Here is a 24,408-nt window from a genome sequence, read left to right as displayed (position 1 = left end):
CAGGCGGAGCGGGATTATTAATGAATTCGTGCGTTAGAACCGTAGCGATTTAATACTTTTCGTTCTGGTAGAATAACCTCTGGTATTATTTCAGGCTCTTTAATCGGAGGGCGGGTAATTATTTTATCCACACTCTCAATCGATTTAAAGGTACAAGAACACTCTATATTCTGACACTGATAATACGCCTCTTTGGTCTGCTCAGATAAATAGCGGCTGGCACGCGTATGAGACGCATGTTTACACACAGGACAACGCATCATAATTATTGCTCCCCGGCTGGGTTTAGTTTTTCCCGTTTTACCTTTATTGCTTCAAATAACCGCGCACATTTTATCGGACTATTGTTCAGAGCAGAGTCAACATAACCCGGTTGTGGTGGCTGTAGTGTGAGTTCGGCTAATATCGATTCTTTTTCCATATCAAACGTATAGAGTCCCGCCAATGAAAGAAGAGTCGCTGTAAGTGTACCCAAAGCCTTCTCCGATGATGTATCTGTGTAGAGTTCGTTCACAGCGACCTTTAATTTCACTGCCCGGATGAGTTCGGGTGACAGGGTTTTCATTGCGGCAGACATTTCCATCTTCGCATATTCCATCAACGCTACTTTATGCGTGTCTTTATAGGGTCTTGCAGAAGCACATAATTGCAGTGACGTGTAATCTTTATCCAGTTCCAGTTCTTCAATCAGATGCCCGAATTCTTGCGCCAGCTCCCGCTGTGAAATCCGGCGGATATGCTCGGTTTGCAGCTCATCCGTCATTTCACCACGCAGGCTACGAAACAGTTTGCGCCAACTGCCGTCAGCCTGTTGGCTCTGGTTTTCGGCGTCGCGTTGCTTTTGCTGGCTGCGGGCAATGGACGCAATAATTTCTTCGTAGGTTTCTTCATTCTTCAGGTGTTGCGCTTTCGCCACTTTAAAACTTTCAAGAACGGGTGTAATTGGGTGTGGGGTTGTTTGGCTCATCTAGTTATAACTCCGTTTCAGTCAAGGTGGGGTCATTTTGTAAGCTCTCACACAACGTCTCAATCCATGCTCGTTGTACCATTTCCTATACAACACACGCTCTACATCAGTTCAAATAAGGTCTTAAAGATAATAGTTTTATAAAAACTGTTTGTAAGTATCCCGCTTAAACGGCCCATTCATTTTTAGAGATCTTCCGACATACTGATGATGTCACCTGAGGAGATCCTTATGCGCAAGATCCGATTTACCGAGCACCAGATCATCGCCGTACTGAAGTCCGTCGAAGCGGGTAGGACCGTCAAAGATGTGTGCCGCGAGGCTGCTATTTCCGAAGCCAGCTATTACAATTGGAAGGCGAAATATGGCGGGATGGAAGCCGCTGATATCAAAAAAATCAAAGATCTAGAAGACGAGAATCGCCGTCTGAAGCAGATGTTTGCCGACCTGAGTCTGGAATGCCGTGCGCTGAAAGACGTCATCGAAAAAAAGCTTTAAAACCAGCGATAAAGCGTGAGCTCGTCAACTATCTGACCACGCAGTTTACGATGAGCATACGCCAGGCATGCAGGACGTTATCGCTGAGCAGGACGGTGTTTCGTTATCAACCGAATACACGACGTGATGAACCGGTGATCCAGAGGCTGACTGAGGCGGCTGAACGCTATCCCCGCTRTGGATTTAAGAAGCTTTTTCAGGTGCTTCGCAGGCAGGGATACGCCTGGAACCACAAACGCATACACCGGATTTACTGTCTGCTAAAACTGAATTTTCGTCGTAAAGGGAAACAACGCCTGCCGGTGCGTAATCCGGCGCCGCTGGCCACGCCGGAAGCCCTCAACCAAAGCTGGTCGATTGATTTTATGCACGACGCGCTGACATGTGGCCGACGTTTTCGGACTTTCAACGTCGTGGATGATTTTAACCGCGAGGCTCTGGCTATCGAAATTGACCTGAATATTCCGGCGCAGCGCATTGTGCGGGTGCTGGACAGAATAGCGGCAAACCGTGGCTATCCGCTGAAGATGCGGATGGATAACGGGCCGGAATTGATATCACTGGCGCTGGCACAATGGGCTGAAGACCATGGCGTGATGCTGGAATTTATCAAGCCCGGCAAACCAACACAGAACGCGTTTATCGAACGGTTTAACCGAACGTACCGGACCGAAATACTGGATTTTTATCTGTTCAGAACACTGAATGAAGCACGGGAAATAACGGAGCGCTGGCTGAATGAATACAACAGTGAGCGGCCTCATGAATCCCTGAATAATCTGACGCCGGAAGAATATCGGCTGATGGCTGAGAAACCGGAAATCTCAAAAAGTGTGTGGAACTAAAGCTGGGATACTTACATTCTCATCAGATAATCCTAGAAATGTACTGACACTGACACATCAGCCAGCATGATGTAACCAGCCGCATTTTTATCGATTTTCCTGATTTTTCCATCGCAGTATGATAAATATACATGACATTGATAAGGATATTGAATGGATTTCAAGGATGAATCAGGTGTCAGACCTACGCTGTGTGTTCACTGAAGGCAGTATCGCCTTGCCTGCTGATTACCGTGAGCAGACCGTCAATATTTTGATTGCCCCGCAAAAGCCCTCACTCAATGTTTCCCGTGACCAGTTACGCCCGGACGAAAGCTTTGAAGCCTATCTCGCTCGCCAGCGTGAGGTATTGCAAAAAGGTCTGCGCAAGTACCAGGCTCTCGACGAACAGCCCGCAGTCTTGGGCGATAGCCTGTTCCATGGCATCACGCTGCTTTACCGTTACCATCCGCAAAAAGGCCAGACACTGCATCAACGTCAGGCGGCGTTTTTGGTTTCGGCCTCCACCGTGCTGATTTTCACGCTGACCAGTGCTCATGCCCTGAGTGAACAGGATGAAGCCTTCTTCTCTGATTGCTTAAACAGTTACCAACACCCCTAATCTTTCGCACACGGACAGGAGCGAATACTCATGCTGGAAGCGGCACGCGTCGGTGATCCCATCGGCCATTCTCAGGCTATCGCCGGGTTGATTGGTGGAACGATTTTAGGCGGAATCATCAACGTTGCCGGGGGCATTCTGGGCGGGATGCTGTTTGCTGCCGGGTGCGCGTCTGCGTGTCTCGGTGTCGGTATTCTGCTGATTGGGGCCTCGATTGCCGTCGGTATGGCGGCGAACGCCCTGGGGGAGAAAGCGCGGGATGCCGGTGTTGAGGCTGGAGCCGGTTCGATGAGTCCCAGCGGTGCCATTATCACCGGCTCGGGCAATGTCTTTACCAATGGCAAAGCGGCGGCTGTTTCGTCACTCAGCACGGTGAACTGCGACAAGGACAAGGTTCAGCAGGTGGCTCAGGGCTCATCCTCTGTGTTTATCAATGGCCTGCCAGCCGCCCGCAAGAGCGATAAAACCACCTGTGATGCCACCATCATGGCGGGGTCACCCAACGTGTTTATTGGTGGCGGTACGACCACCACGGAAAGCATCACAACTGAAATTCCCCAATGGGCCTACACCGTGTCTGACCTGACGATGTTTGCGGCGGGCCTGATAAGCTTTGGGGGGGCGGCCAGCAAGGGGCCGGGCGCGATTCAAAAGTTATTTGCCAAACTGCCGGGCGCGGACAAGATAGCCAAAATCGCCTGTCGGTTGGCCCCGTTGGCAATAGTAGCGTCGGTGGCAGGCGTTCTGGCTAAACCGGTGGACGTGACGACCGGGCAGAAATTCCTCAATGATGACGACGAACTGGATTTTACTCTCGACGGTGAATTACCCCTGTTCTGGCAGCGTCGCTATCTCAGCAGCCATGTCTATGAGGGCGTGCTGGGACGCGGTTGGAGCCTGTTCTGGGAGAGTGAACTGCGGCAGGTGGAAGACGGTATTCTGTGGCGTAACACCTATGGCGACTTCATTCCCTTCCCGGATGTGCCCGCAGGCCACCAGACGTTCTGCCCTGACCAGCAGTGCTGGCTCACGCATCATGAGGATGGCCGTTGGTCTGTCCACGATGCGGGCGAACTGCGTTACCACTACCCGGCCTTTGATGCCGAGGGCCGTGCTCCTCTAGGTGTCATCAGCGATAATGTCGGTAACCAGCAGTCATTCCACTACAACGCACAACGGCAGATGGAGAGCGTCACCTGTACCCGTGGGCAAACCCTGCGCTGTGAGTACCATCCCGAACTGAATCGTCTGACGGCAGTCTGGCAGCACACGGTGTCTGGTGAGGTGCTGCGTGCCCGTTACCAGTATAACGAGAAAGGGCAACTGGTGGCGGTACAGCACCGGGGTGAGGCGGTGATGCGCCGCTTTGGCTGGGATGAACATAACGGTTTGCTGTTATGGCATGAGAATGCCACGGGATTGCGCTGTGACTATCAGTGGCAAGAGATTGACGACATCTGGTGTGTGGTTGAACAGCACACCAGTGAAGGCGATGGCTACCGACTGGCCTATGATGAAGAGCAGCGTCAACGTATTGCCACCTGGCAGGATGGCAGCCAGACGGTGTGGGCGTTGGACGAACACCGTCGTGTCAGCCGTTACACCGACCGCTCTGGCAACACGCATCATCTGTTGTGGGACGACGTAGGGCAACCCGCCGGTTACCGCTCGCCGCTGGGGCATCTGCGCCAGTGCCAGTGGGATGAACTGGGTAGGCTGGTGTCGGTCACCGAGGCCAATGGTGCGAAAACGCGCTGGCAGTATCAGCGCAACAGCGACCGACAGACCTTTGTGTTCTGGCCGGATGGCACGTCAGAACGTACCCAATGGGATGAACAAGGACGGGTAGTACAGGAAACCGATCGGTTGTTACAGTCAACTCAGTATCATTACCCCCGTGACAACACGCTGTTGCCGGATAGCATGACCGATGCGCGGGGTGGGGAGAGCCGCTTAGACTGGAACATGCTGGGGTTGATGACCCTTTACACCGACTGTTCCGGCCAGCCGACGACCTGGCGCTACGATACCTTGGGTCAACTGCTTTCCCGCCGGGATGCGTTGCAGCAGGAAACCCACTACGAATATAACGATGTAGGCCAACTGGTCACACTGACCTTGCCGGATGGCTCCACCGAGCAGTTTGGCTGGTCTGAAGCTGGGCTGTTGCTCAGCCACCAGTTGGGGAACAACCTGCCTCGCCATTGGCATTACAACGCACGTGGGCAAACCCTGAGTACCACCGACCGCCTGAACCGGGCTATCCGCTACAACTACGATGTTGAAGGGCGTTTGCTCAGTCTGGATAACGACAATGGCGGGGTGTATCGCTTTAGCCGTGATGCGGAAGGCCGCTTACAGGAAGAACAGCGCCCGGACGATACACGTTATGGCTACACTTACGATGCCGATGGGCAGATGAGCGCGGTCACCCAACGCGGCACGGCAGACGATGAAGGCCAACGGCCCGAGAAACCCAGTCAGCTTGTCTATGATGCCGCAGGCCGTGTGATTGAACGCCAGACACAGACCGAACGGGTGGAATACCAGTGGGACGTGATGGGCAATCTGCTCAGCGCCCGCCGTACCCCCACCGAACAGGGTGAAAAACTGGGTATCCAGCCTAATACCGTCACTTTTGAACGGGATAAACTGGGCCGGGTCGTCAGGGAGCATAACGGCGTCGAGGCGCTGACCTACCAATACGATGCGTTGGGCAACCTGACCACGTTGGGACTGCCAAATGACGACCAGTTCCATTGGCACCACTACGGCTCCGGGCATGTCACCGCCATCCGCTTCAATGACCAGATAGTCAGTGAATTTGAGCGCGATGCGTTGCACCGGGAAACCAGCCGCACGCAAGGCACCCTGACGCAGCACCGGCAGTATGACCGTCTGGGGCGTCGCCAGTGGCAGAGCAGCGTCAGCCATCGGATTACCGAGGCACTCACTTCCCCGGAGCAAGGGATTCTGTGGCGAGCTTATCATTATGACGATATGCATGAACTGGCTGCGGTGGAAGACAGCAACCGGGGCACCGTGAGCTATGGTTACGATGAAGAGGGACGGCTACGTCACGTCTACTCGGCACACAGTGGGCAAGCCTCGGTGCGTTATGACCGGGCCGACAATGCGCTGATAGTGCCGCTACAGACGCCAGAGAGTTCACCCCATACCGGTGGCAGCGAGCCTTACCGTGATAACCGCCTCACCCGCTGGGAGCAGTGGCAATATCAGTATGATGCCTTTGGCAATATGGTGGTCAGGCAGGACAGCGCCCGTATCCAGCGTTATCGCTACGACGGAGATAACCGGTTGGTGGGGGCCAAGGGGGACGGGCCGAAGGGATTGTTTGAGGCGCAGTACCACTATGATGCGCTAGGCCGCCGGTTGAGCAAGAGCGTGAGCACCCGGCAGGAGCGGCACGAAACGCATTTTCTGTGGCAAGGACTGCGGTTGCTGCAAAGCCGCACCGCAGACAGCCAACAAACCTACTGTTACGACCCGAACGAAGCCTATACGCCGTTGGCCTGCATTGAACGGCGCTACGGTGAAGACCAGTTGTATTGGTATCATACCGACCTGAACGGCTCACCGCAGGAAGTGACCAACAAACAGGGCGACATGGTGTGGTCAGGGCAATATGGGGTGTTTGGGCAGGTGACCCGCCAGACGGAGGCGATGTGGCGCAACCTCAGCAAACCGCTGGGGCAGTTCAGGCAGCCGCTGCGTTATGCCGGGCAATATCTGGATGAAGAAACCGGGTTACACTACAATACTTACCGCTATTATGCACCGGAAGTCGGTCGGTTTATCACGCCTGACCCGATCGGGTTACTGGGCGGACTGAATTTATATCAATATGCGCCGAATCCGCTGAGTTGGATCGACCCTTGGGGCTTGGCAAGTTGTAGAGTCATAAAGGCTAAAAGTCGAAATGATGCTTTAAGGCAAGCTCAAAATCATGCACAAGTTCCGAGGGTTTCTCGCGGCGGTCAAGACATTAGCTTGAATGATTTAAATCCAACTAGCCGTGGGGATAAATGGGGAAAGATGAAAGCTGATGGTGCTCAAAAATTAGGTCGCCGGAATCCTAATGGAAAAAACCAATGGTTTGAACATCCCGATGGACATCCTGACGCTGGCATGCCAAATATACCTAAACACCATGACTCCGGACATATTCATTCAATTAACACTAAAGGCGAAGAGGTTATATTTACATGGTAATCAAAGAGCGATTAATAAAATTTCCGGTTCCTGATTGGAATAGAGTAATAAGCTCTGATCTTGACTCAATAGCTTATTGCTTGTGTTATCAATATGATGTTGATATCAATAACTACGGGCCTTATGGATTTACTACTAGTACTTCTTTGAAAATCATTAATGATACATTCCCTAATATGTATTTCTATAAAAATGCAGATAATTCAACAAATGTGAAATTAATTAGTGTGGGAAATGTCAAAAATAAAGGTGCTTATCTATATGGTAGTAATGAAAAAATTGAGCACTTAAGTGTGGAATTAGATAAATATCAAATAATTGAAAAGAAAAATGAAATAAAAATGAGAAAATCGCTTAGTTTAGACCCGCCACCTGCAAAGCCTCTGATTTCAAATCTATCCAACAATCATGGATACGAAAGTGATGTTATAAAAAAAATAATAAGTTTTGGTTGTGGTTTTTTTATATATCACCATTACATGCCAGAAGCAGGGGACAGTTTTATATTGTTTGATAGAGAACTAGTATCTTCTTTAAAGAATTGCGCATTGAATTATGGTATCGAATTTTTAGAAGTTAGCTCTATAAATGATATGAAATCATGGTGATATTGACATTAGTTCGCATCTCGAACAGCGGTCTTCTATTCCCTCTGCTTCGCCCGAATCATTATCTTGTTCGCGGACGAAATGAATTTATAAGTATGTGAATGCTCTGTTAACTTGAACGGATCCGCGGGGTTGACTCCTTGGGGATTCGGTAAGTTTAACGAATGGTTTAATGCTGATTCAGTTCAAGATGTTATAGACAATAAAGCGTCAGTATCATCGGCCTTAAGGGGAAGCGGCGGAAAACATGAATTATTCCCTGTTTCGTTAGCAGCTAAAGCCAAAGAGTTAGGTTTTAGCGCTGAGGAGTTAAAAAAATACGCTGTAAACACGGATAGAATCACATTCACTAATGTAACTGATTCTAAAGGACTTCCTGTGCCGGATGGAGGGCACCATGGTAGCCGGTCTGGTAGACATTTCCATAATAAGTTAATTGCTGATTTAGAAGGTGCAACGTCTAAAGCTGATGCTAAGAAGATAATAGCTAGACATCATAAAGGTCACATGAAACTAAGCAGGTGTTAAATATGGAAAATAAAGTACACGTTTGGATTGGAACTAATTTCTCCTCAGAAGAGGAATACATGGAATACTTTGAGTTGGATTATTCTGTTGAGGGAGACTTTAATAACCCTAATTATAGGCAGTGTGCGTTTTGCAAAGACATCGGCATCCAATGGTATGATGATGACTTCATTGGCATGATACCTAGACATAAGCAAGAAGTGTCTTTAGATGAGATACTACTCGATGCTGCTGTTGATCAGGATGAATTATCATTAGTAAAAAGTGAATGTGATAATTTGGGTATTAAAAAAGCTAATGCAATATTTTGGTATCAAGATCCCAACTTAGTGATAAAACGACCAATTAAAGATCAGTATAATGGGCTAAAATATATTGGTTTATTCAATGGCGACTAGCGAGTTTTGGGGGTGGGATAAGAAGCCAAGAATCATGCTTAGGTGTAACGGCTTGCAATCGAAAACGGTCGGGCTCGCAATCAGCGCAAATTTGAGCTCACATTAACTGACAATGAAAAGGTTGTGTCGCATTAACATTGCTGTGTCGGCAAAAATTGTGTTGCCTGTTTTTTAGGCGGCCAACAAATAAAATTGTTCTGCCGGTGATAGATGCTCTCCGGCAGGGTGCTGAAGTTGCCCTTTACGTATCATATGAGCCTATTCTGAACCCTCGATTTCACCCACTGGCATCTCCAACCGCAAATCCACCCATCGCCCATGCGGAATATCCACCGGCTGACCATCGCTGTAGCCGTCCCGTTTATTCTGGGCAAAATTCATCGAAAAGTGTATTGCCTTCGAATCATGAGGAGCTGTTTAGACAAAGCCAGCTAGATCCTAATGATCCTAAAACAAGTTGGACAAAAGTAGGTGAGGGGAAGAAAGCTAATTGGCATAGGTTCCAAAGTAGTGCTGCTGATGGTTCAGGTGCCTTCCATTGGAATGGTTCAACCGATGGTGTAGATATACGCGGAAACCCTCGTGCCATAGATAAGAAAAACGTACCTAAGTACGCAAGAAATATGAAGGGATGTTGAGTATGCCTAATATGATAGGAACAAAATCGACTGTTGGAATTGAATATGACATTTCTGATTCAAAATTATTTATGGGGTATGCCAGATTATGGTTTGAGGGTAATAGTTTAGGCGCATTGTCAGAGTTAATATATCTTGATGGTTACTTGGTTGGCGGTCTTATGGATATAATGAAAAAGGAAAGGTTACAACCTATTTTGGGGGGTGAATCTCAAGAGGCGATATTTTGTAAGTTAAATGAAGCGTTGTGTATATCCGATGATGATTTTTATGACGATGAAAAGAACGATTTAAGTGATTTAGCGAGAAGCTACTCTGTAAGTTTTGGTACTTTTCTTGATGATTTCACTGTTTTTTCTTTCAGGGATGAGTCTGGTGAGGGTAATATCTTGTGGCAAATATCATCTCCAGTTGAGAACGTGGCTCATGCAGAATTGAAGAATTATCCCAGAAGGATATTCTATTCTAAATTCATCTATGATGATATTGAATTACTAATTAATAGAATAGAGTCTTTGAAGGCTGGTGCATGATGAGTTCAAATATTAATATCTAACTCTTTCTGGTTCAATATGGGTGTTACGATATTCGGTTTCGATTTTTTCCTCAGTATTGTCGAATATAGAGATTGCCTATTTGAATTCATTCCATGACTTGTGGAATGTTTTTGGCATATTTGTCAGATCGTTAACACAGATTTTAATATGAGCCATTAAGGTCTTGCTGCATTTCTGACGTAGCAGATTGAGATTGTTAACCTCTGTTTGGGTGGCTTCAACTTGTGATTCGTAGTACTGGCGTACGCGATCTAAACTTTTCAGCGCTTCTTTTTTTCAGAACCTCGTAACATGTTTCGTTCCTTGGGGGATGTTGGCTAAGCAAATCAATCACTATATTGAGGTAGGAAACAAGTTGGTTCACTGAATCATGAGAGAAGTGAAGCCACTTATACAACTGCCTAGGCTAATCTCCTCAATGAAAAGACGTTTTTTTGGCATTCAATCAAATTTCATACACATATTACTGCAGTAATTCTAGACGATACGCGCATTACTGCGCCTTGAGCTTGTTAGGTAATTCACTGAAGGATAAGAAATATGACCCAGCTCGATTCCGCTTTGGTGCGGTGAATACCATTCGCCGTGACCGTCTGTTAACCAATATGGATTGGCCCGTCATGTACCCAGCGTATTCTCGTAGCGCTCGCTACACCTACATTCCCGCCATCGCCACAATTTCTCCCGTTACCTCCAAAACAGTCTAGAAAACCATCATATATCATTATGATACTGTCACTTCACGTCTGTGATGTTCCGCGCCCCCCTTAAATCTGCCACAAATGTGTATAGAATTTCATGGTGATTTTTTAGTTACAAATACCCATCCAAAAAAATCGTCCAAAACACATTCTCTGTTTTCTTCTGGCAGGAGCAATTCGGGTCGCTGTCTAATCCGGTAAGTAGGATTCAGCTATAAATTGGAGGTTTAGCGGTTAGAAAGAAATTAAATTATTGTTCTATATAATAATTAAAAGTGGCACGCTTAATGAATTAAATAACCTTTTTTTGTAAGAGTTACGTTGCCATACCTTCATAATGAGTAATGAGTTTTTTATGCTACGGCTCAGTTTGTTAAATAATTAAGTATTAAATCGGTCCTTAATGTTTTTACATGTATTTTAATGATAATTAATCTGTCGAATATCTAGCAATGATGTACTCTTTTAATATTATTTGTGAATCTATCAGATAAGTCCCGTTGCGTTATGAGATATTTGGCTATGGCTGCTTTCAGCAGGATAAATCAAGGATAAGCAGGGAGTGGATTAACATGTATTTTAACAGGCAGTGGATTATACCTTATTTGTTAAGCGCACTATTAACTCAGGAAAATGAGATTATGTGCTCGGTGGCATTATGAAGACATTAATTGACTGTTATGTAGATGTTTTTCGTTTCGCTTTGATTCTGGAAAAACAGCCTGATTTTAACCATAATTATCAGTATGTTCGTGAAAAAACCACAGAGGTTTTTGAAAGGGCGGCGAAAGCCGCGGAGTCGCAGGGCTATAGTGATTCTGAATGCGATCGGGCATTATTGGCTGTCATGGTTTGGTTTGATGAGTTTATTTTATCCTCCTCGCTCTCTTATGCTAAGCAATGGAAAGATATTTTGCTGCAAACACAATTATTTCAGACCACTACCGGTGGGGATGTTTTTTTCAACCAGCTAGAAAAAATTGATAAAAATGAAAATGAGCTTCGAATGGTCTATTTACTTTGCCTGCGGCTAGGATTTCATGGGAAATATAACAAGGACAACGATATTTTCCTGGATAAAACTATTGCCAATGAAGAAAAATGCTTGCCTGAGTATTGTTATCTCAAATTAGTTGATATTAGCCATAAACTGATGTGTTCCAGGAAAAAATCAATAATTAAGTTGATATTAAATCGAGTTATTAATAGGAGATGGTCAGCATCTATTATTGTACTCCTTTTTTTCTCTGTTATTTCGTGGATTGAGTTTTTTTGATGCTTACAGGCTCGACCTATGATTAAGAAAGTAACGCTCCTCCACGGGGCGGGAATGTGGGCTCAGCGGTCTTTAGCTTTGCGTATCTTTATTACGCTATGGCGGGGATTTTGCCATAAAAAGGCCAGAATAGGATTATTAGTCATGCTATTCGGATTAATGGTTCTCTGGGGATGGCGGAGCTGGGCATTAATCACTTTTAAAATAAAAAGTCTCGATCCAAATGCGTTGGTTACTCAATTACAGATCAACGAGCGCTGGCAAGATTCGCCGCTGAGTTATCTCCCTTTTATCCCCATATTGAAATGGCAGCATCGAACTATTGAAAAAGCGCTATTGGAAAGCGCTCCTGCTGATTTGGGAAATATCACAGAGGAATTTCGCCGCTATTATGACCGCTTCCGCACTGAAGCACCAATACGGCAGCGTGAAATGATACTGGCGTTGGCTCAGTATATTTTGGTTAAACAAAGCCTTTTCGAGCACGATTATCTTGTCGATTCTTTTGAACGGCTACGTTATGTCAAAAAACCAGTTTCTGATGTTGCCGCTCCTATTTTATTACCTTACATCCAATTAGCTTTGCAGCGTGCGCAATGGCGATTACAACCGGAAAAAAGCGAGTTAACTCAGCTACGGCAATTATTGGCTCGGTTAGTAGAAAGCGATCCCCAATGGCGCTGGTTGCTGGCCAGTGCATCTAATGCTTCGGTAAAGCCTGCAGTTAACATCTGGCTCCATTCTTTGTCTATGGACGATTTTCCCGATCTTTGGACGTTAGTCCGCGTACAGCAGGTAAATGATTGGCTGGAAACCGTTGAACAGGCGGTTGGCGATGATATTGCACTGACAACGTTTACCGCTTTTCGCCAGCAATGGCCATCTATTCGGCAGGAAAACTGGCTAGAGCTTCTATTTAACGTGGTTAATGAGGATTTTCCGCCATTGAGCGCGCAGGAGTGGCAGGATCGTTTGTTAAGTATCAGGCAGGGTAGTAGTCCGTCGATGGAATTTGCCAGACAAATGAATCTGCAATTATCTGATATTTCCGAAGCGCAGAGCCAGCCTTGGTTACAAGAACACCGGCGTTTAATCATTCTCGATCAATATACTACGCGATCACCGAACATGGGATATCTGCACAAAATAAAGCAACAATGGCAGCAGCGTATCGAGCGGTGGCTGATGCCGGAGCCTCGGTCGGCAGCGGCTTCAACCAAAGTGTCGCTCCGCGCATGGCAGGCTTGGCGAGAGGCATTAAGTTTTGCGGTTGAAGAAAGTATCAAGACTGCGCAGGATAGCCGTAATTTGACCGAAGGGTTGTTCCAGCAACAGGAGGAAACGACGAGTAATCCGCTGCAACGGCTGTTTCAACGTTATGTCGAACTGCAAAAAGGAGCCGGTAATCATGCGCAGGATTTGGGAATAATGGCGGTGTGGAAGCTGTATCAAAGCGACGGTGATTTTCTATTAGCTCATGCTATTCGCTGTACTGGATGCTGGGTTCAGAAACAGTGGGAGGATCAGGTATTGGAGCCAATGAACCAGAATGGGAAAGGGCTGAGCTACGATGAGCGGCAGGCGCTGGCGTGGCAGTATGTATCAGACTTTTTAGCTGGTCCGGCTCAGGCGATTTTGAGCATGAGTGAGAAAGGGCCACAGATTAACCACTATCAGGGGAAATCTGCCGCTTTAACGCCGGGTTTTCTCGGATTGCTCGGAACCTTGTCGCAAAGAGAAAATACCACAGCCAATGTTGCTAGAAAAAATATGCAGCAGCCCTGGCCGAAAAGCCAGCAAGATAAGGCTTTGAAGGCCGATTCGGATGGTCTTCGCCAGCGCCATTCTTTGGACATAAATCCGCAACAATCGATGGCATCATGGTCATTCCAATTACCGCCGAAGGTTGTTCACTGCCAATAATATTATGTTAAATAGCTTGTCGATGGGATGGCCATTTAACGTGAATAATTATCATTTGCGTTAAATGTTATAGTGATTTATGTGAACCAAATGTGAAATATATGTGATTTTGTGCGCAAAAATAGACCAATTTTATGCTGGTTTTGTTAGTGATATCACGTCTAATATTCTTTTGAACCGATATATATCAATTTTGATACAAATATAACTAATTGATTATAAAGTGTTTTTGTAATTTCACACCGTCATTTATCTTCAAAAGTCAGTTGTTATTCCTTAGCTTGCTTATACTTGTCTATACGAGTATATGTTAATAAACATCCAAAGCGAGCAGTGCCTATTGGCACTCAGAAACCCTGTTGAAGGAAATTGCCGTGACTGCTGAAAACAGATTTCGTGATAGTGAAATTCGCGCCCCGCGTGGTACGCAACTGAATGCCAAAAGCTGGTTTACCGAAGCGCCACTGCGCATGCTAATGAACAACCTGGATCCTGAGGTGGCTGAAAATCCTAAGGAATTAGTGGTTTATGGCGGAATTGGCCGAGCGGCTCGTAACTGGGAATGTTACGACAAAATTGTTGAAAGCCTGAAACAGCTTAATGATGACGAAACGCTGTTGATTCAGTCCGGTAAGCCCGTTGGTGTGTTTAAAACTCACAGCAACGCGCCACGAGTGCTGATCGCCAATTCCAATCTGGTGCCACATTGGGCCAATTGGGAGCACTTTAACGAACTGGATGCGAAAGGGCTGGCAATGTACGGTCAGATGACCGCAGGCAGTTGGATCTATATCGGTAGTCAAGGCATCGTACAGGGCACCTATGAGACATTTGTGGAAGCAGGCCGCCAACATTTTAACGGTAGCCTAAAAGGGCGCTGGGTTCTCACCGCCGGTTTAGGCGGGATGGGCGGCGCGCAGCCTCTGGCGGCCACTCTGGCGGGCGCTTGCTCGTTGAATATCGAGTGCCAGCAAAGCCGCATCGATTTTCGTTTAAAAACGCGCTATGTGGATGAGCAAGCAACGGATTTAGACGATGCGTTAGCGCGAATCAAAAAATATACCGCTGCTGGCGAAGCCGTTTCTATTGCTTTGTGCGGTAACGCCGCCGAAATTCTGCCGGAATTGGTACGCCGTGGCGTTCGCCCGGATATGGTGACTGACCAAACTAGCGCCCATGACCCTCTTAATGGTTATTTGCCGAAAGGTTGGGGCTGGGAAGAGTACCGTCAGCGCGCGCAAAGCGAACCAACTTTAGTCGTCAACGCGGCTAAAACCTCTATGGCCGAGCATGTTGAAGCCATGCTGGCTTTCCAAAAAATGGGTATCCCGACTTTCGATTACGGCAACAATATACGCCAAATGGCCAAAGACATGGGTGTCAGTAATGCTTTTGATTTCCCTGGCTTTGTTCCTGCCTATATTCGTCCATTATTCTGTCGCGGTATTGGACCATTCCGCTGGGCTGCGCTCTCTGGAGAGGCGGAAGATATTTATAAAACTGATGCCAAAGTAAAAGAGCTGATTCCAGATGATGAGCATTTGCATCGTTGGCTGGATATGGCGCGCGAACGTATTAGTTTTCAAGGATTACCGGCGCGTATTTGCTGGGTCGGTTTAGGTCAGCGGGCAAAATTAGGCCTGGCTTTCAATGAGATGGTTCGCAGTGGCGAGCTGTCTGCCCCTATCGTTATTGGCCGCGATCATCTGGATTCCGGCTCGGTCGCCAGCCCGAACCGGGAAACTGAAGCGATGCAGGACGGCTCCGATGCAGTTTCTGACTGGCCGTTGCTTAACGCATTACTCAACACCGCCAGCGGCGCGACCTGGGTTTCTCTGCATCACGGCGGCGGCGTAGGCATGGGCTTCTCACAGCATTCCGGCATGGTCGTTGTATGCGACGGAAGCGATGAGGCCGCAGAACGTATTGCCAGAGTTCTTCATAACGATCCGGCCACCGGCGTGATGCGTCATGCCGATGCGGGATACGAGATTGCGATCAATTGCGCGCAACAACAAGGGCTTAACTTGCCGATGGTTGCCGCCACTCAAGGGAAAAAAGCATGAAAACTCTGACACTGCGTCCGGGTCAGTTGACGCTGGCCGATCTGCGCCATATTTATCAGCAGCCGGTACGCATCATCCTGGATGATGAATCCTATGGGCCAATTCAGAAAAGTGTGGATTGCGTGCAGGCCATTTTGGCCGAGAAACGCACCGCTTATGGTATTAACACCGGTTTTGGATTGCTAGCTTCAACCCGTATTGCGACGGAAGATTTGGAAAACTTACAGCGCTCAATCGTACTCTCTCACGCGGCTGGCGTCGGTGAAGCCAATGATGACGCTATCGTGCGCCTGATTATGGTTTTGAAAGTAAATAGTCTGGCTCGCGGTTTTTCCGGTATTCGTCTGGAAGTGATTCAGGCGCTTATTGCGATGATTAATGCCGAGGTTTACCCCCATATTCCGTTAAAAGGTTCCGTCGGCGCTTCAGGCGATTTGGCACCTCTGGCGCATATGAGTTTGCTGTTGTTGGGTGAAGGCAAGGCTCGTCATCAGGGGGCGTGGTTGTCAGCCACCGATGCGCTGGCAAAAGCCGGTCTTAAGCCGCTGACGTTGGCGGCGAAAGAAGGGCTGGCGCTGCTCAATGGGACTCAGGTTTCTACCGCTTATGCGCTGCGCGGCTTGTTTGAAACGGAAGATTTGTATGCGGCCGCGACGGTATGTGGCGGTCTGACGGTTGAAGCGGCGTTGGGTTCGCGTAGTCCGTTCGATGCTCGCATTCATGAGGTACGTGGTCAGAGAGGGCAAATTGACGCCGCCCATGCTTACCGTCACTTGCTCGGCACAAAGAGCCAGGTTTCTGATTCCCATAGAAACTGCGAAAAAGTGCAGGACCCGTATTCTCTGCGCTGTCAGCCGCAGGTTATGGGCGCGTGTCTGACCCAAATGCGTCAGGCTGCCGAAGTTCTGGCGATTGAATCGAACGCAGTGTCTGATAACCCATTGGTCTTTGCCGAACAGGGCGACGTGCTATCTGGCGGTAACTTCCATGCGGAACCGGTGGCGATGGCGGCAGATAATTTGGCGCTGGCGCTGGCCGAGATAGGTTCTTTGTCTGAGCGTCGTATCTCGTTAATGATGGATAAACATATGTCCCAGTTACCGCCGTTCCTGGTGGATAACGGCGGCGTTAACTCCGGCTTTATGATTGCACAGGTGACCGCCGCGGCGCTGACCAGTGAGAATAAAGGGCTGGCTTTTCCATCAAGCGTGGATAGCATCCCGACCTCTGCGAATCAGGAAGACCACGTTTCTATGGCACCGAGAGCCGGTAAGCGCCTGTGGGAAATGGCCGAAAATGTGCGCGGGATTCTGGCGGTTGAGTGGCTGGCGGCCTGTCAGGGGCTGGATCTACGTAAGGGCTTAAAAACGTCTGATACGCTGGAATCTGCGCGCCATTTGCTCCGAGAACAGGTGGCCTATTATGATAAAGATCGCTTCTTCGCTCCCGACATTGAAGCCGCCAGTCAACTGCTGTCTCAGCGCCATTTAAATGCGTTGATGCCTGCCGGATTGCTTCCAAGCCTTTCATAAAATAATAAAAACAGATCTTATGGGTGATTCCAAATACTGGTATCACCCTCTCTGAACCCCTGCCTGAAAGGGCTTAAACATTGCGAGAATGCACCATGAAAAATGATTCATCCACGCTCAAACGCGGTCTTAGCGCGCGGCATATTCGCTTTATGGCGTTAGGTTCGGCCATTGGTACCGGGCTGTTTTATGGTTCGGCTGAGGCGATTCGTCTGGCTGGCCCGGCGGTGTTACTGGCTTACTTAATTGGTGGCGCAGCCGTTTTCATGGTGATGCGAGCGTTGGGTGAAATGGCGGTGCACGATCCGGTGGCAGGTTCTTTTGGTCATTATGCCGGTCGCTACCTCGGGCCGTTAGCAGGCTTTCTGACCGGCTGGACCTATACTTTTGAGATGGTCATCGTGGCGCTGGCCGACGTTACCGCGTTCGGTATCTATATGGGGTTATGGTTCCCAGACGCGCCGCAGTGGGTGTGGGTGCTCAGCATTATCTTCTTTATCGGCGCGCTGAATTTGTGCAGTGTTAAAGTATTTGGCGAAATGGAATTTTGGCTTTCATTGCTGAAAGTCACCGCAATTATCGCCATGATCGCCGCAGGTTTGGGCATTATGATGTTTGGCTTTGGTGCCGGGCATGAAAGCACTGGCTTAAGTAATTTGTGGTCGCATCAGGGTTTTATGCCGAATGGCATCAGTGGCGTGATAGCTTCATTTGCCGTCGTGATGTTTGCCTTTGGTGGTATTGAGATCATTGGGGTTACCGCCAGCGAAGCGAAGAATCCGGAAAAAGTGCTTCCGAAGGCCATCAACACGGTGCCGGTGCGCATTTTGCTGTTTTACGTTCTGACGTTATTAGTGCTGATGGCGATTTATCCGTGGAATAGCATTGGGCAGAATGGGAGCCCTTTTGTTGAGATTTTCAGCAGTCTGGGAATCAGTTCTGCGGCAAATATCCTTAATTTGGTGGTGATCACTGCCGCAATATCCGCGATCAACAGCGATATTTACGGCGCGGGGCGTATGATGTTTGGTATGTCTCAGGAAGGATTGGCACCTAAATGTTTTAGCCGCCTGACGCGTAATGGCGTGCCCTGGATGACGATTTTAGTGATGTCAGTGGCTTTGCTGTGCGGTGTGGTTCTTAACTATCTGATTCCGAAGAATGTATTCCTGATTATTGCCTCTATCGCCACTTTTGCCACCGTGTGGGTATGGCTGATGATCCTGATTTCGCAGGTAGCCATGCGCCGCTCCATGAGTAAGGAAAGTGCCTCTCGTCTGGCATTCCCGGTGCCATTCTGGCCGGTAGCACCAATGCTGGCCATTCTGTTTATGGGCTTTATTATTATGGTGTTGGGCTATTTCCCGGATACTCGGATTGCGATGTATGTAGGATTAGGCTGGATTATATTAATGACGCTGGCATGGTGGATTTGGGCGCGAAAAGCGTCGGCAACACCGGTTGACCTGACAGAGCGTAGCGAGTCTTAAACTACGTTGAGGAAAGGAATGAACGGGCTGCTTGATGCAGCCTGTTTTACTTCACTACTTCACTACTTCACTACTTCACTACTTCACTACTTCACTACTTCACTACTTCACTTTCGTTTTAACTCTCTTTTGATTTCCCCGCCGTTGACGCATTAATTTTCGCTGCCAGCTGATGTGTTAACTTCGTCAATTCGGTATTTTGGCGCAATAATTCCAGCATTTGTTCGGCCATGGTCGCGGCCATTTTCTGTCGTTCCTCATTGGCGATAGCCAGCGCCTCCCGGTGCTGTGCGTCAGCTTCGGCATTGGCTTTATCACGTTCAGCCTGACGAGTTTGAGCCAACAGGATCAGCGGCGCAGCGTAGGCGGCCTGTAAGCTGAACGCCAGATTCAGCAAGATAAAGGGATAGATATCAAATTTGGCGAAACCCATAACGTTGGCACCGATCCACAGAACAACAATCAGCGTTTGTGCTCCCAGAAAAAGCGGAGTGCCAAAAAATCGGGCGAAAGCCTCTGCTTTTAGCGCAAACCAGCCGTTGCCAAAGGGGCCGGACAGATGCTCGTGAGTGTGATGGAAGCGAAGATAATCACGACGCGAGCCGCTACCTGATTTGGTCGTTGGCTCAGTTTGAGGGCTATTCATATGTTTTATCCATATAGTGAATTTGTGAGATTCAATTTTAACTAGGGTCTTTATTTACCTTAGTGGAAAATAGCGCAGGTTGTTTTAGTCGTTTAATTAACCAATTGCTTATTTATTCAACGTTAACTTCTATTCTAGCCGAATGAAATCCGGTTAAGATACTGGGATTGCCGAATGGTGATAAACTCAATGTTATATTGATTCCTAATACAGGTCGGGAGTAGCGACGCATGCCTACCAGAGCTATTACGCGGTGGATTAAACGAATTGTACTGGTAGTGGTGGTGATTGCCGTTACCCTATTGGCCGTGCGAATTTACGATACGCAAAGAGGCCCTAAACTTGAGCTTTGGCATACCTTTGTTCCCCATGAAATGCGGGCGGGAGAAATAGATAAAGCCAACTGGGCGGATTATCTGAAAGCGGAAGACAATGTTTTTGCCGAAGTTAAAGCTAATGTGACGGACAAGCTGGAACCCAGAGTTGAGGTGCCGTTAAACCGTTACTATTCCGGTAGCCCTATTTATTCCCCGCATTTTGCCAATGACTGGAACCGTTCTTATATATTGAATCCGGAAGGCACGCCGAAAGGGGCGGTGGTTTTATTACACGGTTTAACCGATACGCCATACAGCCTACGTCATATTGCCGAAAATTATCGTCAACGAGGCTACGTGGCTGTCGGTATTCGTTTGCCGGCTCATGGTTCTGTACCTGCGGCGTTGACGGATGTGGATTGGCAGGATTGGATGGCCGCTACCCGTTTGGCGGTTCGTGAAGCCAAGATATTGAGCGGAAAAGAGTTGCCGCTGCATGTTGTGGGCTTTTCCAACGGCGGCGCGCTGGCGATGAAGTATGCGTTGGATTCTCTGGAAGATCCGCAGTTAGCGAAACCTGAGCGAGTGATCCTGATTTCACCGATGATTGGCGTCACCAGTTTTGCCCGTTTTGCCGGTATCGCTGGCTGGCCCGCTATTTTCCCCGCGTTTGCAAAAGCGTCCTGGTTGGGCATAGTGCCGGAGTTTAACCCGTTTAAATACAATTCGTTCCCGGTAAATGCGGCTCGACAATCCTACCTGTTGACGGCGGCGCTGCAACAGCAGATTTCCCGCGATGCGCGAGATAACAAACTGGAAAGTCTGCCGCCCATTCTGACCTTCCAGTCGCTGATGGATTCCACCGTTAGTACCCGCGCTGTGGTTACCGCGTTGTACAATCACCTGCCAAAAAATGGCAGTGAAGTGGTGCTGTTTGATTTAAACCGCGCCGCTAGCTTTGGCCCGTTATTACGCACGTCGTCTTATACCGCGTTGGCTCGTTTGTTGCCGCCGCCGCCGCGTAACTACAACACCACGGTAATTACCAATGTGTCACCGGAAAGTAACGACACTTTGGCCATAACCACTCTGGCCGGTGAAACCACGGAAACGTCAGTACCGACCGGATTGATTTATCCACCGGACATTTTCTCGCTGTCTCACGTGGCTTTGCCTTTCCCAATGAGCGATTCGCTGTATGGCCGCTATCCGGAACCTCGGGATCAGTACGGTATCAGCTTGGGCACCTTTGCTGCGCGCGGGGAGCGAGCGGTGCTGGTAGTGGGATTAGATTCTCTGATGCGTATTTCATCAAATCCGTTCTATCCGTATATGCTGCAACGCATTGATGCCAAAATAGACGCGCCAGCTAAGTAACTAAGTAAAGTAAGCGCAGAAAGCCTCCATTTACTGGGGGCTTTTTATTTGAGCTGAAATTGCTTGCGATTACATCGCACACTATATATATTGAATCCATAGTTTTTGAATTGGACGCCTGACGTTGAAGAATCCGTTACTGCTTGACCAGCAAATGTGCTTTGCACTGTATTCCGCCAATCTGGCGTTGCATAAAGTTTATCGTAAGCTGTTGGGGAAGCTGGGTCTGACCTATCCGCAATATTTGGTGATGCTGGTGCTGTGGGAAAGGGATGAAGTGACGGTATCGGATATTGGACAACGGCTGTTTTTGGATTCCGCGACTCTCACGCCATTGTTAAAACGTATGGAAAACGCAGAACTGCTGATCCGCACCCGCGCATCCAATGATGAGCGGCAGGTGATCATCCGTTTGACCGAGCAAGGTCGTGCGTTGCGCGAGCAGGCTCAGGGTATTCCAGAAGCGGTGATGTGCGCTGCAGACTGTGATTTTGATAAATTAGTAGATATAAAACAACAGCTTGAATCATTGCGAGAGAAGTTGTTGCAGGAAATCTGATTTCCATAGATGAGAGCCACAATGACATGGCTCCAATCTGTTCTACACTTATTATTGTAAAACCATTTAAATAGTGTGCGATTTAATAGTAACTTATTTAAATGTTATTTCTTGAAACATAAACTAGGCCAATGATTACCTAAAAAGGAAAATATTATGTCTATTGAGAAAGTTGTTTATCGTGCGAAAGCCAAAGCTACCGGTGGCCGTGACGGCCGTGCGACCTCTTCTGACGGCGTACTGGATGTTAAACTGGGTGTGCCAAAGGAAATGGGCGGCGCTGGCGGCGCAGTCACCAACCCAGAGCAACTGTTTGCTGCTGGCTATTCTGCTTGCTTCCTTGGCGCGCTGAAGTTTGTCGCCGCTCAGGATAAAGTGAAAATTCCTGATGATGCGCAAATCGAAGGAACCGTCGGTATTGGCGCTATTCCTACTGGTTTCGGCATTGAAGTCCAGCTGGATATCAGCCTGCCGGGCGTTGAGCGCAGCGTAGCGGAAGAGTTGGTGAAAAAAGCCCACATTGTGTGCCCTTACTCTAATGCCACTCGCGGCAATATCGACGTGACGCTGAACCTGAAGTAATAGGCTCGTCTGGATTTTATGCATCCATAAAGGGCGAAATGTCCTTTATGGATGATTTATCTATTCCCCTCTTTTATTTACCTTTCTCTCGCCATTCCTCTGTTTTTTTCCTGATTTTCTCGCCATAACTTTGTTCCGGCGCATGTCTGCTCGCGTGATAATCCATAAGATATTTATTGCTGGTGAAATCAATAGCGTGCTTATCACCTGTAAACGGAACCAGCAGTGATGATTACTGTCTGATACATTCAAGTTGTAAATAGTTTGCCCCCGGGATCCCATTTTTTATGGACAGAGTTAAGTCTTTATCGCAGCAAAACATGTCTTTGTTGTTGGCTATCTATATTGGTATTTTCCTGAATATTTCGGTCTTTTACCGTAGATTCGACTCATTTTCCCAGGGTATTCAAGGCATAAAGGTGCTTTCCGCCGTCACTGAGGTGGTGGCTATTATTCTGTTTACCTTCTTTGTGATGCGCCTGATTTCGCTGGGTGGCCGTTTGTTTTACCGCATTACTGCCAGCCTGTTAGTGCTGATTTCCGTTGCTGCCAGCTATTACATGACGTTCTTCAACGTAGTGATTGGTTACGGCATCGTGGTGTCGGTGATGACGACGGATATCGACCTCTCGAAAGAAGTCATTGGTCTGCATTTCGTTCTATGGATGGCGTTGGTCAGCGTCTTACCGTTGCTGCTGATTTGGAAGAACGCTTTGCGATTAACGTTGCTAGAGCAGTGTCGCACGCCGGGTCAGCGTATTAAGCCATTGTTATTACTGGTCGCCGTGGTGGCTTTGGTTTGGTTGCCTTTACGCTATCTGGATAAGGCGCAAAAACTGGATGAACAGCTAAAGACGGTAGATTTACCGAGTTATGGCGGCGTGGTGGCTCACTCTTACTTACCGTCTAACTGGCTGGCTGCCTTGGGTTTATATGCTTACACCCAATATGACGAAAGCCACGATGCAGCTACGTTACTCGATCCCACCAAAGAATTTACCTATGTTGCCCCCGCAGATATCGATCAAACCTATGTCGTCTTTATTATTGGCGAAACGACCCGCTGGGATCATATGGGAATTTTGGGCTATCCGCGTGATACCACGCCGCGCCTGAGTAAAGAAAAGAATTTGGTGGCTTTCAAGGGGACGTCTTGCGATACCTCGACAAAACTTTCTCTGCGCTGCATGTTTGTTCGGGAAGGCGGGGCGGCAGATAACCCGCAGCGTACTTTGAAGGAACAGAATATTTTCTCCGTGCTGAAATCACTGGGCTTCAGCTCTGAACTGTTCGCGATGCAAAGCGAAGTGTGGTTCTACAATAATGCCAATGCGGATAATTACTCATTCCGTGAAATCATTGCCTCTGAGAAACGCAACGACGGCAAACCGGTGGATGACATGTTGTTAGTAGATGAACTGAAAGAGTCACTGGGCCGCTATCCGGATGGAAAGCATCTGGTGGTATTACATACCAAAGGTTCTCATTATTTATATTCTCAACGTTATCCCCGCAGTTACGCTCGCTACACGCCGGAATGTATGGGCGTAGACGATTCCTGTACTCGTCAGCAATTGGTCAATGCCTTTGATAATAGCGTGTTATATACGGATACTTTCATTGCTAACGTTATCGATCAGGTAAGAGATAAAAAAGCGTTGGTATTTTACGCCGCCGATCATGGCGAATCCATTGCCGCCAACGCTCATTTCCACGGTACTCCTCGTGAAATGGCTCCTGTAGAGCAATTCCGTGTTCCTCTGTTGGTGTGGGCTTCCGATAAATTCCTGGCGGAACCGCAGCACCAAAATGCGTTTGAGAATTTACAGGCCCAACAACGCCTGGGAACCCAACATCGTCATGAAGAGCTGTTTGATTCCATATTGGGTTGTCTGGGTTATACCTCGCCAGACGGGGGAATTGCGCAGAAAAATAACTGGTGTCATGCGCCAGAGAAGAAAATTCGTCGCGCTAATTAATCATCCACGCCGGCTAGTTATGCTATCCGGCGTTAATCCTGTTTCCTTCCGCAGTTGAGCATCGCTTGTTGTATACTCCTCGCCATA

At 48.0% G+C, this 24,408-nt stretch carries 20 protein-coding genes and 1 pseudogene; 16 read left to right on the top strand and 5 right to left on the bottom strand.

Annotated features, from left to right (window positions below; translation table 11 throughout):
• Nucleotides 1-17 precede the first annotated feature (17 nt).
• Together PL78_RS19655 and PL78_RS20650 are read right to left on the bottom strand one after the other, a co-directional pair.
• Nucleotides 18-263: an ogr/Delta-like zinc finger family protein gene (locus PL78_RS19655; protein ID WP_042817718.1), complete on the bottom strand. Its 246-nt coding sequence runs from the start codon at nt 261-263 to the stop codon at nt 18-20.
• Nucleotides 264-265: 2 nt separating this feature from the next.
• A complete protein-coding gene (locus PL78_RS20650; RefSeq protein ID WP_084414331.1) occupies nt 266-967 on the bottom strand; it encodes an aldehyde dehydrogenase in 702 nt (233 codons plus the stop codon).
• A 231-nt stretch (nt 968-1,198) separates the two neighbouring features.
• On the opposite strand from PL78_RS20650, the gene PL78_RS12165 reads away from it, so the two are divergent.
• From PL78_RS12165 to PL78_RS12140, 6 genes are all read left to right on the top strand, one after another.
• Nucleotides 1,199-2,310, top strand: a protein-coding gene (locus PL78_RS12165) for an IS3 family transposase (protein ID WP_145933962.1) whose coding sequence is annotated in 2 segments (ribosomal slippage) — nt 1,199-1,460 and nt 1,460-2,310 — 1,113 coding nt in all. Because the reading frame shifts where the segments join, the coding sequence is not laid out codon by codon here.
• Between the two features lie 166 nt (nt 2,311-2,476).
• Nucleotides 2,477-2,911: a DUF1795 domain-containing protein gene (locus tag PL78_RS12160; RefSeq protein ID WP_064515843.1), complete on the top strand. Its 435-nt coding sequence runs from the start codon at nt 2,477-2,479 to the stop codon at nt 2,909-2,911.
• 30 nt (nt 2,912-2,941) lie between these two features.
• Nucleotides 2,942-7,144, top strand: coding sequence for an RHS repeat-associated core domain-containing protein (locus PL78_RS12155; protein ID WP_084414330.1), 4,203 nt, complete (start codon nt 2,942-2,944; stop codon nt 7,142-7,144).
• Nucleotides 7,138-7,752: a hypothetical protein gene (locus tag PL78_RS12150; RefSeq protein WP_064515839.1), complete on the top strand. Its 615-nt coding sequence runs from the start codon at nt 7,138-7,140 to the stop codon at nt 7,750-7,752. The genes PL78_RS12155 and PL78_RS12150 overlap by 7 nt, the downstream gene beginning before the upstream one ends.
• 132 nt (nt 7,753-7,884) lie before the next feature.
• The gene (locus PL78_RS12145) at nt 7,885-8,280 is read left to right on the top strand and encodes a hypothetical protein (RefSeq protein ID WP_064515836.1); all 396 of its coding nucleotides are present in this window, start codon (nt 7,885-7,887) and stop codon (nt 8,278-8,280) included.
• A gap of 2 nt (nt 8,281-8,282) precedes the next feature.
• Nucleotides 8,283-8,678, top strand: coding sequence for an immunity 22 family protein (locus tag PL78_RS12140; protein ID WP_064515833.1), 396 nt, complete (start codon nt 8,283-8,285; stop codon nt 8,676-8,678).
• Nucleotides 8,679-8,849: 171 nt separating this feature from the next.
• Here PL78_RS12140 and PL78_RS20285 read toward each other — a convergent pair.
• Nucleotides 8,850-8,933, bottom strand: a pseudogene (locus tag PL78_RS20285) (IS6 family transposase); the annotation flags it as partial.
• 3 nt (nt 8,934-8,936) lie between these two features.
• Nucleotides 8,937-9,059 (bottom strand): phage tail fiber protein, encoded by a 123-nt coding sequence (locus PL78_RS21185; RefSeq protein ID WP_256966713.1) that lies wholly within the window; start codon nt 9,057-9,059, stop codon nt 8,937-8,939.
• 259 nt (nt 9,060-9,318) lie between these two features.
• On the opposite strand from PL78_RS21185, the gene PL78_RS12135 reads away from it, so the two are divergent.
• The 6 genes from PL78_RS12135 (at nt 9,319) to PL78_RS12110 (ending at nt 18,861) form a co-directional block, all read left to right on the top strand.
• Nucleotides 9,319-9,849, top strand: a complete 531-nt coding sequence (locus PL78_RS12135; protein WP_064515830.1) for a hypothetical protein — start codon at nt 9,319-9,321, stop codon at nt 9,847-9,849.
• A gap of 1,383 nt (nt 9,850-11,232) precedes the next feature.
• Nucleotides 11,233-11,850, top strand: coding sequence for a DotU family type IV/VI secretion system protein (locus PL78_RS12130; protein WP_064515829.1), 618 nt, complete (start codon nt 11,233-11,235; stop codon nt 11,848-11,850).
• A gap of 18 nt (nt 11,851-11,868) precedes the next feature.
• On the top strand, nt 11,869-13,773 hold the full coding sequence (locus tag PL78_RS12125) for a hypothetical protein (RefSeq protein WP_128821877.1): 1,905 nt from the start codon (nt 11,869-11,871) through the stop codon (nt 13,771-13,773).
• 374 nt (nt 13,774-14,147) lie between these two features.
• On the top strand, nt 14,148-15,839 hold the full coding sequence (gene hutU, locus PL78_RS12120) for a urocanate hydratase (RefSeq protein ID WP_064515825.1): 1,692 nt from the start codon (nt 14,148-14,150) through the stop codon (nt 15,837-15,839).
• Complete coding sequence (gene hutH / locus PL78_RS12115) at nt 15,836-17,371, top strand: histidine ammonia-lyase (protein ID WP_064515822.1); 1,536 nt, start codon at nt 15,836-15,838, stop codon at nt 17,369-17,371. Before hutU ends, hutH begins: the two co-directional genes overlap by 4 nt.
• 95 nt (nt 17,372-17,466) lie before the next feature.
• Nucleotides 17,467-18,861, top strand: coding sequence for an amino acid permease (locus PL78_RS12110; RefSeq protein WP_064515819.1), 1,395 nt, complete (start codon nt 17,467-17,469; stop codon nt 18,859-18,861).
• Between the two features lie 118 nt (nt 18,862-18,979).
• Here the strand turns inward: PL78_RS12110 and PL78_RS12105 are convergent, their stop codons facing one another.
• Nucleotides 18,980-19,507, bottom strand: coding sequence for a DUF1003 domain-containing protein (locus tag PL78_RS12105; protein WP_064515816.1), 528 nt, complete (start codon nt 19,505-19,507; stop codon nt 18,980-18,982).
• 230 nt (nt 19,508-19,737) lie between these two features.
• Between PL78_RS12105 and PL78_RS12100 the strand changes: the two genes are divergently transcribed.
• From PL78_RS12100 to eptB, 4 genes are all read left to right on the top strand, one after another.
• Entirely contained in the window at nt 19,738-21,201 is a 1,464-nt protein-coding gene (locus PL78_RS12100; RefSeq protein WP_064515813.1) for an alpha/beta hydrolase, read from the top strand.
• Nucleotides 21,202-21,355: 154 nt separating this feature from the next.
• Nucleotides 21,356-21,760 carry a MarR family winged helix-turn-helix transcriptional regulator gene (locus PL78_RS12095; protein WP_064515810.1) on the top strand — a complete coding sequence of 135 codons (405 nt, stop codon included), beginning with the start codon at nt 21,356-21,358 and terminating at the stop codon, nt 21,758-21,760.
• 156 nt (nt 21,761-21,916) lie between these two features.
• A complete protein-coding gene (locus PL78_RS12090) occupies nt 21,917-22,342 on the top strand; it encodes an organic hydroperoxide resistance protein (RefSeq protein WP_064515808.1) in 426 nt (141 codons plus the stop codon).
• A gap of 287 nt (nt 22,343-22,629) precedes the next feature.
• Nucleotides 22,630-24,321, top strand: coding sequence for a kdo(2)-lipid A phosphoethanolamine 7''-transferase (gene eptB / locus PL78_RS12085; RefSeq protein ID WP_064515805.1), 1,692 nt, complete (start codon nt 22,630-22,632; stop codon nt 24,319-24,321).
• Nucleotides 24,322-24,408: the final 87 nt, after the last annotated feature.

Origin of the sequence: Yersinia entomophaga, assembly GCF_001656035.1 — a bacterium.
Classification (GTDB): domain Bacteria; phylum Pseudomonadota; class Gammaproteobacteria; order Enterobacterales; family Enterobacteriaceae; genus Yersinia; species Yersinia entomophaga.
The sequence above is the reverse complement of the archived record's forward strand: the minus strand, read 5'-3'. Positions and strand labels throughout refer to the sequence as shown.